7 protein-coding genes are annotated in these 14,698 nt (G+C 74.1%); 3 read left to right on the top strand and 4 right to left on the bottom strand.

What is annotated here, in order from left to right:
* Positions 1-8 precede the first annotated feature (8 nt).
* Positions 9-4,040 carry an SDR family NAD(P)-dependent oxidoreductase gene (locus tag ACIBIW_RS07430; protein WP_399333985.1) on the top strand — a complete coding sequence of 1,344 codons (4,032 nt, stop codon included), beginning with the start codon at positions 9-11 and terminating at the stop codon, positions 4,038-4,040.
* 139 nt (positions 4,041-4,179) lie between these two features.
* Positions 4,180-6,894 (top strand): AAA family ATPase, encoded by a 2,715-nt coding sequence (locus ACIBIW_RS07435; protein WP_399332990.1) that lies wholly within the window; start codon positions 4,180-4,182, stop codon positions 6,892-6,894.
* Positions 6,895-7,000: 106 nt separating this feature from the next.
* Here ACIBIW_RS07435 and ACIBIW_RS07440 read toward each other — a convergent pair whose 3' ends face one another.
* The 4 genes from ACIBIW_RS07440 to ACIBIW_RS07455 form a co-directional block, all read right to left on the bottom strand.
* Entirely contained in the window at positions 7,001-7,405 is a 405-nt protein-coding gene (locus ACIBIW_RS07440; protein WP_399332993.1) for a hypothetical protein, read from the bottom strand.
* Entirely contained in the window at positions 7,402-8,601 is a 1,200-nt protein-coding gene (locus ACIBIW_RS07445) for a cytochrome P450 (RefSeq protein WP_399332997.1), read from the bottom strand. Before ACIBIW_RS07445 ends, ACIBIW_RS07440 begins: the two co-directional genes overlap by 4 nt.
* Before the next feature lie 84 nt (positions 8,602-8,685).
* Positions 8,686-10,386 carry a bifunctional 3-(3-hydroxy-phenyl)propionate/3-hydroxycinnamic acid hydroxylase gene (locus tag ACIBIW_RS07450; protein ID WP_399332999.1) on the bottom strand — a complete coding sequence of 567 codons (1,701 nt, stop codon included), beginning with the start codon at positions 10,384-10,386 and terminating at the stop codon, positions 8,686-8,688.
* Positions 10,353-11,189, bottom strand: a complete 837-nt coding sequence (locus tag ACIBIW_RS07455; protein WP_399333001.1) for an NAD(P)H-binding protein — start codon at positions 11,187-11,189, stop codon at positions 10,353-10,355. The genes ACIBIW_RS07450 and ACIBIW_RS07455 overlap by 34 nt, the downstream gene beginning before the upstream one ends.
* Positions 11,190-12,185: 996 nt before the next feature.
* Between ACIBIW_RS07455 and ACIBIW_RS07460 the strand changes: the two genes are divergently transcribed.
* A complete protein-coding gene (locus ACIBIW_RS07460; protein ID WP_399333003.1) occupies positions 12,186-14,678 on the top strand; it encodes a BTAD domain-containing putative transcriptional regulator in 2,493 nt (830 codons plus the stop codon).
* The last annotated feature ends 20 nt before the right edge of the window (positions 14,679-14,698 follow it).

Genomic DNA, 14,698 nt, shown 5'->3' on the forward strand with positions numbered 1-14,698 from the left:
GGCGTCGGGTGCGGCGGTTGCGGGTGAGTCATGCTTTTCATTCCGGGTTGATGGAGCCGATGCTCGACGACTTCCGACACGTCCTGGAACAAGTCGAGTTCGGAGCGCCGACCATTCCGCTCGTGTCCAACCTCACCGGCGCCGTCATCCCGGCGCACGAGGTGGGCACGGCCGAGTACTGGACCCGCCACGCGCGCGAAACGGTGCGGTTCATGGACGGCGTGCGGCATCTGCGCGACGCCGGTGTCACCGCCTTCCTCGAAGTGGGCCCCGACGGTGTGCTCACCGCCATGGCACAGGACTGCCTGGAACAGGGACAGGACGCAGACACGGGCGCTCGGGCCGGGGCCGCGGCGATCGACGGAGCGGGGGCCCCGGGAGCGGAGACCGAGGGCGGCCGGGACACCCGCAGCCGCGCCGCCGGCCGCGCCCCGCTGGTGGTCGCCGCCGCCCCGCGCAACCGGGCCGAACCCGCCGCCGTGCTCACCGCCGCGGCGGCGCTGTTCACCCGCGGTGTGCCCGTGGACTGGCGCCGCACGCTCGGCGACACCTCGGGCCGCCGGATCGTCGAGCTGCCCACCTACGCCTTCCAGCGCTCCCGGTACTGGCTCGACGACCCGGGCGGCCACATCAGCGCGACCGCCCTCGGCCTCGAACCCGCCGACCACCCGCTGTTCGGCGCCGCCACCACCCTCCCCGACGACGGCGGCACCGACGCTACGGGACTGCTCCTCACCGGCCGCCTCTCCCTCACCACCCACCCCTGGCTCGCGGAGCACACCGTCCACGACACCGCCCTGTTCCCCGGCACCGCGTTCGTCGAACTCGCGCTGCGCGCCGGGCGGACCGTCGGCTGCGACACCCTCGACGAACTCGTGGTCGGCGAACCGCTGGCGCTGCCCGAGACCGGTGGCGTACGCATGCAGGTGTCCCTCGGCGCGCCCGACCCGGCGGGGCGGCGGACGCTCACCGTACACACCCGCGGTGCGGACGAGGACGGGCCGTGGACCCGGCACGCGACCGCGATCCTGAGCACCGCCGGTACACCCCACGACGCCCCGGGCGTGCCCCCGAAAAACGCCACCGACGAGGACGTGACCGACGAGAACGCGTCCGGAGAGGGTGCCACCAGAGAGGACGCCGCCGCCTGGCCGCCCCCGGGTGCGGAACCTGTCGACATCGACGACCCCTACGCGGACCTGGCGGAACGCGGCTTCCGCTACGGACCCCTGTTCCAGGGGCTGCGGGCGGTGTGGCGGCGTGGCGGCGACCTCTTCGCCGAGGTCGCGCTGCCCGAGGAACGGCGCCGTGACGCCGCCGAGTTCGGACTGCACCCCGCCCTCCTCGACGCCGCACTGCACGCCGCGGCACACGGCGGTCCCACCGGGCTCCCGTTCGCCTGGAACGGGGTGCGGCTGCACACCCACGGGGCCGGGACACTGCGCGTACGGCTGACGCCCACCGGGGACAACACCGTCGCGCTCGCCGCCACCGACGACCTGGGACGGCCCGTGGTCACCGTCGAGTCACTGACCGTACGGCCCCTGGAACCAGGCCAGTTGGCGCGCACCGCGCCCCTGCCCCTGCACCGGGTGGACTGGGTCACCGCGCCCGTGACGCCTCCCGAGGGCGGGGCCCTGGCCGTCCTCGGGGACGACCCCTTCGGCCTCGGTCTGAAACCCCTCACCGACCTGGCCGCGGACCAGGACACCCTCCCGGCCGTCCTGGTCCTCCCGGTGGCCGAAGGCGACGCGCCCGACCCCGCCACCGCCGCGCACCGCGCCGTACTGCGTACGCTCGGGCTGCTCAGGGCCTGGCTCGCCGACCCCCGCTGGGAGTCCGCGCGGCTGCTCGTCCTGGTCGGCGGCGGGCTCGCCGCCGCCGCGGTGTCCGGGCTCGTACGGTCCGCGCAGAACGAGCACCCCGCCCGCATCACGCTCGTCGAGGCCGAAGGCACCCCGCCCACCGAGGAAGCGCTGCGGCTCACCCTCGCCAGCGGCGAACCCCGTGTCGCCCTGCGCGACGGCCGCCTCACCGTGCCACGGCTCGTCAGGACCGCCCCGCCCCGGCGCGACACCGACGACACCGCCACCGGGCGCCTCTCCGGCTCGGTGCTCGTCACCGGGGCCACCGGCGCGCTCGGCGGGATCGTGGCGCGGCACCTCGCGGAGCGCGGCGCCGCGCACCTGGTGCTGGCCGGCCGCCGGGGCGCGGCGGCCGAGGGCGCCACGGAACTTGAGACCGCGCTCGTGGCCCGCGGCGCCCGGGTCACCTGGGCGGCCTGCGACGCCGCCGACCGCGATCGCCTCGACGAGCTGATCCAGGGCATCGAACCGCCGCTGACCGGGGTCGTGCACGCGGCCGGGGCCCTCGCCGACGGCACCCTCGCCTCCCTGACCCCCGATCAGGTGGCCAGCGTCCTGCGGCCGAAGGTGGACGCCGCCTGGCATCTGCACGAGCTGACACGGGAGTTGGACCTCGCCTTCTTCGCGCTGTACTCGTCGGCCGCCGGGGTGTTCGGCAATCCGGGGCAGGGCAACTACGCGGCGGCCAACGCGTTCCTCGACGCGCTCGCCGAGCACCGGCGCGCCCTCGGGCTGCCCGCCGTCTCCCTCGCCTGGGGGCTGTGGGAGGGCGGCGGCATGGCGGACCGGGCCGACAGGGGGCGGCTCGCGCGCGGCGGACTGCTGCCGCTCGGCGCCGCGGACGGCATGGCCCTCTTCGACGCCGCGCTCACCGCGGACGAACCCCTGCTCGTCCCCGCCCGGTTCGCCCCGGCCGCCCTCGGGGACGCCGCCCACGTACCGCCGCTGCTGCGGTCCCTGGCACCCGCGCGAGCACGCAGGGCCGCGCCCGCGTCCGACGGGCGGCCAACACTGCGCGCCGCACTGCGGCTGCCCGCCCCGCGGCGCGACGACGCGGTGCTCGACCTCGTCAGGGCCGAGGTGGCGGCCGTGCTCGGGCACACCGGCACGGCCGGGGTGGACGCCGAACGGCCGCTGAGCGAACTCGGCCTCGACTCGCTCGCCGCGGTCGAACTCCGCAACAGGCTCGCCGAGTCGAGCGGACGCCGACTGCCGCCGACACTCGCCCTCGACCACCCCACCCCCGCCGCCATCGCCGCCCACCTCGCACAGGACACCGCACACCGGCCGGACGCCACGGAGCCCGCGGCGCAGCCGCTGACCGACCTGTACCGGCGGGTCTGCGCGGCGGGACACACCGTCGAGGCCACCCGCATGATCATCACCGCGTCGCTGGCCCGCCCGGCCTTCGCACCCGGCGCCGTCGGCCAACACGCCCTGCCGCCCGTCCCGTTGACCCCGCGCAGGAGCACCGGGGACGACGGGCCCGCACCGCTGACCGTGGTGTGCCTGCCGACCGTCAGCCCCGTGTCGGGACCGCACGAGTACGCACGGCTCGCCGGGGCGCTCGGCGACGACCTGCCCGTGCTGTCCCTGCGGCACCCCGGGTTCCGCGACCGCGAACTCGTCCCCGACACCCTCGCCACCCTCGTCGCGGCCCACGCCCACACGGTGCTCGACACGGTGGGACGGGCGCCGTTCGCGCTGCTGGGACACTCCATGGGCGGACTCGTGGCGCACGCCGTCGCCGAGGAACTACAGCGGCGCGGCGCCACCCCCGCGGGCCTCGTGATGATCGACACCTACCATCTGCGGCCCGACGGGCTCGACCGCGACTGGCTCATGGCGCTGCCCGCGCACGGCACCCGCCAGGACGAGGCGGGCGCGGGCGTGCCCACGGCACCGGCCGGTGACACCGGGCTGACCGCCATGGGCGCCTACATGCGGCTCTTCGACGGCTGGGAGCCCACCACCACCGCGGCGCCCACCCTGCTGCTGCGCGCCGACCGGCCGACGCCCGCGATGCGTGCGGCCGAGACCGGCGACGGCTGGCGCGTCGCCTGGCCGCTGCCCCACGAGGAGACCGAGGCCCCGGGCGACCACTTCGGCCTTCTCGACGCCCACGCGGCCACCACCGCGGCCGCCGTGCGCGACTGGCTGCGACGACCCCGCTGACCCCCAGTGGTCGGATCGTGGACGGCCGATGGAGTGCTCTCCTGTTCCACAGGACCACCCCGTGCCTAGCATCGACCACCGTTGGTGTCCAAGGCCCGCCGGGGCACACGGCCGGGCGCGAACGGGAGACACGCGGCACATGACGATGGTCGAACGGAACCTGCAACTGGCGTCCTTCAGAGACCTGCTGGACCGCTGCCACCGGGGCGACGGCGGCGCGGCACTGCTCACGGGCCCCGTCGCGTGCGGCAGGACGGAACTGCTGCACGCCTGTACGAGGACGGCCACCGAGGAGGGCGCCCGCCACCTCGGCGCCACCGGCTCACCCGACGAACGGGCGCTGCCGCTCGGCGCGGTCAGCCAACTCCTGCGCACCACGGCCCTGCCGCCCGCCGCCCGCAGGCACGCGGCCGACCTCCTCGACCGGGCGACCAGGGCCGCCGAGGCCGGTGCGGACCGCCCGGAGACCACCCGGCTGCTGTTCGAACTCTGCCTGGTCCTCACCGACCTGGCGCAGGACGGGCCGCTGCTGGTCACCGTCGACGACGCGCAGTACCTGGACGACCTGTCGGCGCGCTGGCTCGGCTTCCTCGTACGGCGGCTCGTCTCGACGCCCATCCTGCTTCTCGTCACCGTCGCCGACGACCATCTCCGCCCGGAACACACCGAGTTGGTACGCGGTCCCGGCAGCCGCAGGATCACCGTCCCCGCGCTCACCCCCGCGGGAACCGCCGCCCTCCTGCCCGGCGCCGACCCCACGGCGGCGGCCGGACTGCACGCCGCGAGCGGCGGCAACCCGCTGCTCGCCCGCGCACTCCTCGACAGCCACGGCGGCGTCACCACACGGCACGACACCTACCGGCGCGCCCTCGCCCAGTGCCTGCGGCGCTGCCACCCACGCCTCGTACGGGCGGTACGCGCGGCGGCCGTCCTCGGCGCACACGCCACCGGCTCCGGAACGGCCAGGCTCGCCGGGCTGAGCGGCGCCGAAACCGACGAGGCCCTGCACGCCGCCCAGAGCGCGGGGCTCACCCTCGGCCCCCGGCTGCGGCTGCCCGCGGGACGCGCCGCCGTACTCGCCGACCTCACCCCCGGGGAACGGCACACCCTGCACTACGAGGCCGCAAGACTGCTCCATGAGCGGGGCGCCGCGGCCACCGAGACCGCCGACCAGCTCCTCACCGCGGGAGCGCCCCAGGAGCCCTGGGCCGTGCAGGTGCTCCTCGAAGCCGCCGACGCCGCACTCGCAGGAGGCGACGTGCACGCCGCCGTCCTCCGCCTCGAACTCGCCCACACCGTGGAGACCGACGAACACCACCGCGCCACCGTCCTCGCCCGGCTCGCCGCTGCTGAGTGGCTGATCAGCCCCGCGGCCACCGACCGGCACCTCACCCCGCTCGTCACCGCGAGCCGCACAGGACACCTCGGCCCTCGCCACCGCATCATGCTGCTGCGCCAACTGCTCTGGCTCGACCGCCACGACGAGGCCGCCGACGTACTCGCGCACATCCGCGCCGCCGACCAGGAACCGGGCACGGTCGCCACCACCGCCGTCCACGCCACCGAACTCTGGCTCGCCTGCACCCACCCCACCCTCGCCCGCCGCGGCAGGCCCGCCGTACGGGCCGGGGACGTCGTGGTCGCCCTGCGCGCCGACCCCTGGCTGCCGCCCGCGTCCATCCTCGCCTCGATCCTGCTGCGGGCCCGCGACGCCGAGGCGGCGGGGCGCGCCGAGCAGATGCTGCGCGACGTACGGCTCGGCACCGGCACCCCCTGGGCCGCCGAGTCCCCGCTGCTCGCGCTCGTCTACGCGGACCGCACCGACAGCGCGGCCGCCTGGTGCGACCGGCTGCTCACCGACGTCGGCGGACTCGGCTTCCCCGCCTGGCAGGCCGTCTTCTCCGGGATACGCGCGGAGATAGCGATACGCAGGGGCGCCTTCCCCGCCGCCCTCGACGCCGCCCGCAGCGCCCTGGCCCACATCTCCGCGAAGGGCTGGGGCGTCGCCGTCGGAATGCCGCTGAGCGCGCTCGTCCTCGCCGCGACCCGCACCGGCGACCTCGACACCGCGGCCGCCCACCTCGACCACCCGGTCCCCGAAGGGATGGCGCTCAGCCGCTACCAGGTGCCCTATCTGCACGCGCGCGGCCAGTACTACCTGGCCGCGGGCAACCGGCACGCCGCCCTCGCCGACTTCCTGGCCTGCGGGGAGCTGACCCGCGCCTGGGGCATCGACGTCCCAGGACTCGTGCCCTGGCGGATCAGCGCCGCCGAGGCATGGCTGAGCCTCGGCAACCGCGACGAGGCCAGGAACCTCCTCAGCGACCAGCTCGCCCGCCTCGGCCCCGCCAACCGCAGGGCCCGCGCCATGGCCCTGCGCGCGCTCGCCGCCTGCGCCCCGCCGGAACGCCGCCCCCGGCTCCTCACCAGCGCCGTCGAGGCCGCGGAGGACAGCGGCGACCGGTACGAACTGGCGCGCGCCCTCGGCGACCTCGGGCTCGCGCTGCGCCACGTGAAGGAGGGCGCGCGCTCCCGGATGACGCTGCGCAGGGCCTGGCAGGTGGCGCGGGCCTGCCGCATCGACCTGCCGGGCGCGGCCCCGCTCGACGCAGGTGGGCCTGCCGGTGCCACCCTGCCCGGCGTGCTGGCCAGGGTCGGGCTGCTCAGCGAGGCGGAGCACCGGGTCGCCGCGCTCGCCGCCGTCGGCTACACCAACCGTGAGATCGCCGCACGGCTCTTCGTCACCGCGAGCACCGTGGAGCAGCACCTCACCCGGGTCTACCGCAAGCTCCAGGTCAAGCGCCGCAGCGACCTGCCCGCCGACCTCCACTCCGACTTCGGCCGCGCAGGCTGAGCCGCCACGGCCACGCCAAGAGCCGAGCCGCCGCGGACACAGGAAGAAGGGGGCCGGTGCGGGCACCGGCCCCCTCATCTCCCTTTCCACGGGCGCGTGTTCGGCCTCAGCCGAGCAGCACCACCGGGTCCGAGGCCGACCAGAACTCCGCGATACGGCCGTCGCCGTCGATCCGCAGGATGTCGTGGGAGACCCGGCTGAACCGCGCCCCCGCGGGGCCGAAGGGGGTGTCCTTGCCGAGGACGCCGTGGGTGCGCCAGCGTCCCGCGACCAGGCCGTCAGCGGCGATCGGGCCCGCCTCCATCGTGAACTGCGCTTGTGTGAACACGGTGTTGAGCGCGGCGACCCAGGCGCGTACCGAGGGGCCGTCGTTGACGGCGCTCAGATCGCGGTCGGTCGCGACGTGCACGGTGAAGCCGTCGGCGACGATCTCCTCGGCGAGTTCCAGGCGGCCCGCCCACAAGTCGGTCCAGGCGCGCCACAGTTCGATACCGGTCTTCTCGTCACTCACCAGGTCACCTTCAACTCGACGGGCCCGCGCGAGAGTCCACCGCGCTTCCACTCGACGTCCGCGGCGGGCACCGCGAGCGCGAGCCCGGGGAAGCGCCGTACCAGAGTGCCGACGGCCACTTGCAGCATCGTCCGCGCGATCTGCGCGCCGATGCACAGGTGGACGCCGTACCCGAAGGCCACGTGCTGGTTCTGCGCGCGGTGGAAGTCGAGTGCGCCGGGGTCCGCGAAGACCGACTCGTCGCGGTTGGCCGAGCCCAGGTGCACCAGGACGCTCTCGCCCTCCCGGATCAGCACCCCGCCCAACTCGACGTCCTCCAGGGCGATACGGGGGAACCCCGCCACCGTGCCGAGCGGCACGAAGCGCAACAGCTCCTCCACCGCGCCCGGTACCAGATCCGGGTCGTCGCGCAGCGCCGCCATATGCTCCGGGTGGGTCAGCAACACATAGAGGGAGCAGGCCAGTTGGTGGGCGCTCGTGCCCTCGCCGCCCGCGATCAGCGAGAACCCGAACGCGATGATCTCCTCGGGGCTGAGCTGGTACTCGTCGGCGTGGGCGCGCACCAGGGTGCCGAAGACGTCGTCGGTGGGGTTGGCGTCGCGGTGCGCGATCAGCTCGGCGAAGTACTCCCGGATACGGGTCGACGCCGCGTCGATCTCCGCAGGCGACCTGCTCTGCGTCGCCATCGCCGTCTCCAGGTTGGTGCGCAGGAACGCGCAGTCCTCGACGGTGATGCCGAGCAGCCCCGACACGACGGTGGCGGGCAGCGGCGTCGCCAGGCCGTCGACCAGGTCGGCCCCCGGCCCCTCGGCGGCGATCGCGTCCAGCAGCCCGTCGACGGTCTCCTGGATGTGCGGCCTCGACTGCTGGGCGCTGCGGCGGGTGAACGCCCGTATGGCCAGCGACTTCAGCCGGGTGTGGTCCGGGGGGTCCATGCCCATCAGCGAGTTGTCCTCGTTGCGGGCCGGCATCACCCGGGGGTAGTCGCGGTTCCTGGTCGCGGCCCTGCTGAAGCGCTGGTCGGACAGGACGGTGCGGACCTCGGCGTGCCGGGTCACCAGCCAGCCGTCACCGCCGTAGGGCAGCCGCACCCGGCTGACCGGTTCGAGCCTGCGCAGTTCGGCGAGCTGGGGGTCGAGGTCCAGCGCGTGCGCCTGACTGAAGGGGAAGGTTCTCGGCTCCTGCTGGGTGGTCATGTGCCTCTCCATGGTGTGCCGTTGCTTTCGGCCTGGCGGGGTGGACGGGGCGGTGGTCGCGGGCGTGCCCCGCTCGGGGGCCGGTCAGTTCGTACGGGCCGGGTGGCCGGCCGGGGCGGTGAGGCGCTCGCGCAGGTCGGCGACGAGCGCGGGCACGTCAGCCGGGCCCTCCGCCGTGCCGAAGACGTAGAAGTCGGGCCGGGCGAGCAGCGCCGTCGCCCCGTGCTCGGCCAGGTACGGCAGGTACACCCCCGCGGTGTCCAGCACACCGGGTCCGCCGCCCGCGTCCGGCGGGCGCAGCCAGACGGTACGGGCGCGGAGCGACGCGAGGAAGCGCAGGTCGGCGGCGGACAGCAGTTCCTCGGGCGGGGTGTCGGAGAGGAGGACGAAGCCGGTTCCCACCACCTCGTCGAACATGCCCCGCGTCCCCTCGTGCTCCACCACCGCCTGCGGTACGAGGCTTCCCGCGAGGCCCGCCGGCCGCCCGTCGGGGCCGGTGCGCAGCACCCCGTCGGCCAGCGGGAGCGCCAGCACCTGCGGGCCCTGGCTGTCCGGGTCGGCCGCGAGCGCCACCATGAACGCGTCGCGCTCGGCCACCTTGACCGGGTCAAGCTCGCACACGAGCTGCCCGAGGCCCACCGCAAGCTCGGTCATCAGCTTCACGTGCGGGCGGCGCTCCACCGCGTACGTGTCGAGCAGCGCGTCGTCGACGAGGCCGCGCAGCAACAGGTCGAGTTTCCAGGCCAGGTTGGAGGCGTCACGCACCCCCGCGCACATGCCCTGGCCCGCGAACGGCGGCATCAGGTGCGCCGCGTCGCCCGCGAGCAGCAGCCGGCCGGAGCGCCAGCCGTCGACCCACTGCGCGCCGAAGGTGTAGACGGCGTGCCGGTACAGGGTGGCGTTCCCCGGGGTGACGTCGTGCGGGGCGAGCAGCGCCCACGCCGTGTCCTCGCGGGCAAGCTCCCGCGCCGACTCGCCGGGCAGCCGCATGAACTCCCAGCGCCGGTGCCCGGGACCCGCCGCCACCAGCGTCGTGGGCCGACCCGGGTCGCAGATCTGCATGTTGTTGGGGCTGAACTCGCGCCTGTCGTGCAACTCGACGTCGCACAGCAGCCAGTCGTAGCGGAAGCCCAGGTCGGTCACCGTGGAGCCGAGACACGACCGCACGAAGCTGTTCGCGCCGTCACAGCCGACGACGTAACGGGCCGTGAGGGCGCCCTCGCCGCTACCGACGACGTCGCCGTCGCCGCTGCCGTCACCGCCATGGCCGTCGCTGTCGCCGCCGGTCGTCCGCAGCCGGGCCTCCACATGGCCGGGGCGCTCCACAAGGCCGACCACCTCGTGGCCCATGACCCGGCGCATCGTGGGCAGTTCGGCCGCGCGCCCGTCGAGGGCCGCCTCCAGCGCGGGCTGGTGGAACGCCGTGGTCTTGGGCCAGCCGGACGGACCCGGCTCGTCCGGCAGGTCGATCCGCATCAGCGTCCGGCCCTCGGCGTTACGGAACTCGTAGTCGATCGACGCCTCCCCGAACTCGGCCATCCGGTGGCCGATCCCGGCCGCCGCGAGCACCCTGGCCACCTCGCCGTCGAACCCGACGGCCCGGGGGAACGGGTAGCGCCGCGGGTGGCGCTCCACCGCGGTCACCCGCCAGCCCCGCTGCGCCAGCAGGATCGACAGCACCTGGCCCACCGGCCCGTACCCGACGACCAGGACGTCCGCGTCGTACTCCGCCGCGGCGGCGCCGTGCCCCGTCACCGGAACGCCGCGACGTGCGTCCCGGCCCACCGGCGGAAGCCGCGGGCCGGGGTGCCGGTGATCTCCTCGACGGCGGGCGTCACCTGGGCGAGCGACGGGTCGGTGTTCTTCTGCATCTCGACCATGGCGTCGGCGAACGGCTCCGGATAGCCCGCCCGCCGCAGCGCGCCGCGCGCCACGTCCTCGGGCAGCTCCTCGAACGCGACCGGCTCGCCCAGCGCGTCGCCGAGCACCGCTGCCTGCTCCCGCGCGGTCAGCACCCCGGGGCCCGACAGCACGGGCGCGGCGCCCAGATACGCGTCGGAGACGAGGGCGCGGGCGGCGACGGCGGCGATGTCGGCGGGGTCGATCGGCGCGCTGCGGAAGTCACCGCCGAACGCCCGCACCACCCGGTCGGAGCGCACGCCCCCGGCCCACTGGAGCGCGTTGGAGGCGAAGGCGCCGGGCCGCAGGAACGTCCAGCCGCGGCCCGACTCCCTGACGGCGTCCTCCGCAAGCCTGTTGACCTGCCCCACCAGACCGCCCTCGGGGCTCGCCGCGCGGACCGACGACAGCAGCACCACATGCTCGACCTTCGACCGGGCCACGACCTCCGTCACCTTCCCGAAGTCCACACCGGGCAGGAACAGCAGCAGGAAGACCTTCCGTACACCGTCGAGCGCGGCGGCCAGCGAGTCGGGAGCGCCCAGATCGCCCGGGACCACGTCCACTCCGGGCGGGAAGAGCGCGCTTCGGGGGTCGCGGGCCAGCGCGCGGACCCGCTGCCCGCTGCCCACCAGTTCGGCGACCACCTCGCGCCCGACGTTTCCCGTGCCGCCAGTGACCAGAATCATGTGACGATCGCTCCTCGTGGAGAGGACTTCCCGGCAGTGACAGGCCAAGTATCGAAATGCTGTTCCACGGGAGCAATGGCGAATTACCGTCGAGTGGAGGGGCGGTGGAAACAAGTCAGCCGTACGTATTCGGCCCGCGGGCATGCGGTACGAGCCCGGATCGGGCCCGCTCGGGCACGGCGGCGGGCGCCCGCAACGGCGTGTGAAACGTTATCGGGAACGCGGCCGATGGGTTGCCGGAAAGGTAAACTCCCCCCAGGAAACGCCGCGTTAACGAACCGGCTCGAATGGAATGAACTCGGCCCCTTTATGCGGGGTGAAGGAAAGCGGAAGCAGTCGCTCCTGTCAAGCTCTGACGTGTTTCTGATTCTTTCCTCACACTCGATTAGAGCAAACACCGGGTCGGGTAGACTCCCGACTGTCCAGGCAGTGTCACGCGCCACGTCGGAAGAGTCCCGCCGGAGGCCGTCACATGGTCAACGGTCCATGTGACCCCGTATGTCCGGCCCGTACCGTCGCTCACGCCCCACAAGGTCGACGGCATTTCAAGCCGCCACGGAAATCACCATAAAGTCGTCACGTCACATCCACCGGAGCGCACCCAAGTCAACCCCGCCATGAAGAATGTGTTAATTGGATTCTCATCCCTGGTGTGGGGCGGCACTTCCGGGCAGCCACCCCCCAGGAGCCGTCCGTCTCCCGAGCGCCGAAGAATCATGGTTTGCGGGGCCGCCCTTCTCCCGTCCCGCAGCCGACCAGGGCGGCCCGGCGCGGCCGCGGAGCAGCAACTGGTGTGAAGTACCGCGCGTATCTGCCGACGGCGTCAGAACCCGCGGCGGCGACCGTCCGTCCCCCCACCCGACGGCCGGGCGGCCGCGAGGACTTCGGTCCGCACAGGGAAAAAGAGTCATGGAGCCGCTTCCGCGAGCCCGCACTGGGGAGAAGATGCAGTTCTCACTGCTTGGTCCGTTAGAGGTGACAGCGCAGGGAAAACCGGTGGCCCTGAAGGGGACCGTCCAGCGGGCCACCCTCGGCTACCTGCTCCTGCACAGCAACACCGTCGTCGCGACCAGCGAACTGGTGGACGCCCTCTGGCCGCGCGACGCCCCGGCCACCGCGCGCAAGATGCTCCAGAACGCCGTCTCCTACCTCCGCGGCACCCTCAGACCCCACCAGGAGACCGACCGCCCGCTGCTGCTCACTCACCCCCCGGGCTACGTCCTGCGCACCGAGACTGAGAACGTCGACCTGCTCCGCTTCCGCGATCTGGTCGACCGCGGCCGCGCCGAACTCGCCGCAGGCCGCTGGGAACGCGCCTCGGGACAACTGCGCGAAGCGCTCTCGCTGTGGCGCGGACCCGTCCTGGCCGACCTCGTCGAACGCGGCCTCGACTGGCAGCCCGCGAAGTCCGTGCACGACCTGCGGCTCGCCGCACGCGAACACCTCGGCGAGGCCGAACTCGCCTGCGGACGCCACGCCGAGGCCCTCGCCGACCTGGAGGCGCTCGCCCGCGCCAACCCGACGAGCGAACGCATATGCGAGCTGCTGATGCTCGCCCTGTACCGCTGCGGACGGCAGACCGACGCGCTCACCGTGTACCGCAGGACCAGACGCTTCCTGGTGGACAGACTCGGCCTCGAACCAGGCCCGGGGCTGCGCGAGGTGGAACGCGCCATCCTCAGCCACTCCCCGAAGCTCGGCGCCCCCTGGAGCAGGCTCTTCGAGGAACAACTCGTGGACACGGGACGGCGCCCGACGGCCGCACGGACACGGCGGGAACCGCCGCACACCCCCGCCCTGCCCGCCGCGGACGAACCCACGGGACCCGCCATGGCCCCACCGCCACCGCCCCCACCGCCCAGGAGCGCCACCCCGGCGGCGGCCAGGCCGCGGATCGAGCGGAAACAGGTCACCGCCGTGCTCGTCTCCTCAAGGACCCGGGCGAGCCTCGACGACCCGGAGGAGGCCGACCGGCTCCTGTCCGACATCGCCTCGACCATACGGGAGGCGGTCGAACGGCACGGCGGAATAGTCTCCGGCCGCTTCGGCGGCATGACGTTCGCGCTCTTCGGCGCCCACAGGACCCGCGAGGACGACGCCGACCGCGCCGTGCGCGCCGCCGAGGACATCGACGCCCGCCTCGGTCCGGAACTGGTCCTGCGGATCGCCGTGGCCACCGGGGACACCCTCGTACGCTACCGCCCGGGCTTCGGCGCCGACTCCGTCCCCGAGGCCACCGGCGGCCTGCTGGAGACCTGCGAACGCCTCCTGGAGAACGTCCCGCAGGGCGGCCTCCAGATCAGCAGGCGCACCCGCCAGACCCAGGAGGTACTGGACCACTACCGCGCCGTCCGCAAGGAGTGCTCCCTGCTGCCCTTCGTCGGACGCGACGGCGAACTCGCCCTGCTGCGCGAGCTGTTCCAGCAGACACGGCAGCGCGCAAGACCCCACGTGGTGACACTCCTCGGCGAGTCCGGCGTCGGCAAGAGCCGCCTCGTCGCCGAACTCGACCACGACCTGCGCCACACCCCCGAGCCGGCCCGCACCGCCCACGTCCGCTGCTGCTCCTACGGCTACGCCTCGGGGCTCGCCGACATGGTCCGCGCCTGCACCGGCGTCGACGGCGTCAAGTCGCCCGGCGCTGCCCTGGAGACCCTGACCGTCGCCGTACACCGCATCGCGGGCACCGGGAACACCGCCACCTGGCTGCTGTCCCACCTCGTACCGCTGCTCACCCAGCGCGGAAGGGTACGGCCCGACACCTCGCCCAGGGCCTGGTTCGCCGCCGCCCGCCACTTCCTTGAGGAGACGGCCGCCCAGCGCCCGCTGCTGCTCGTGGTCGACGACCTGCAATGGGCCGACGAACTCACCCTCGACTTCGTCGAGTACCTCGCCACCTCCACCCGCCCCGTACCGCTCTACCTGGTCGCCGTCGCCCGCCCCGAACTCCTCGAACGGCGCCCCTCGTGGACCGGAGGCGCCGAGGGCATGTCGATCATCACCCTCGGCCCGCTCGCCGCCCCCGCCGTCAGCCGCCTCATGGCCGCGGTCCTGCCGGAGACCGACCCGGCAGGGCTGCTGTCCGCGGTGATGGCACTCACCGGCGGCAACCCCCTCTTCGTCATGGAGTACGCGCGCGAGCTGCGCGGCGCCCCCGACACCGCACGCGGGGCCGGACTCACCTCCACCCCCTGGCTGCTGCGCAACGTGATGGCCTCGACCCTCGACGCGCTCCCGCAGCGCGTCAAAGGCGTGCTCCAGGACGCCGCCGTCCACGGCCACACCGTGGTGCCCTCCGCGGTCGCCGCGGCCCGCGGACGCGACCTCGGCGAGGTGACCACCGCCCTCGAATACCTGGAACGCCGCGAGTTCCTGCGCCGCGACAGCACGGGCGTCGGCGGGGAGGCCAGATTCGTCTTCCGCTACGACCTCGTACGCGACGTCGCCCGCTCCCAAGTGCCCAGGCGCATACCGGTGACCGACGGGTGAGGCACGCCGGAGTACGGGCC

It is taken from the genome of Streptomyces sp. NPDC050560, from assembly GCF_044457285.1.
Classification (GTDB): domain Bacteria; phylum Actinomycetota; class Actinomycetes; order Streptomycetales; family Streptomycetaceae; genus Streptomyces.

What these genes read in the sequence shown, in the direction of transcription:
- ACIBIW_RS07455 (WP_399333001.1), bottom strand. Translation starts at nt 11,189, where the DNA reads ATGATTCTGGTCACTGGCGGCACGGGAAACGTCGGGCGCGAGGTGGTC.
- ACIBIW_RS07445 (WP_399332997.1), bottom strand. Translation starts at nt 8,601, where the DNA reads ATGACCACCCAGCAGGAGCCGAGAACCTTCCCCTTCAGTCAGGCGCAC.
- ACIBIW_RS07435 (WP_399332990.1), top strand. Translation starts at nt 4,180, where the DNA reads ATGACGATGGTCGAACGGAACCTGCAACTGGCGTCCTTCAGAGACCTG.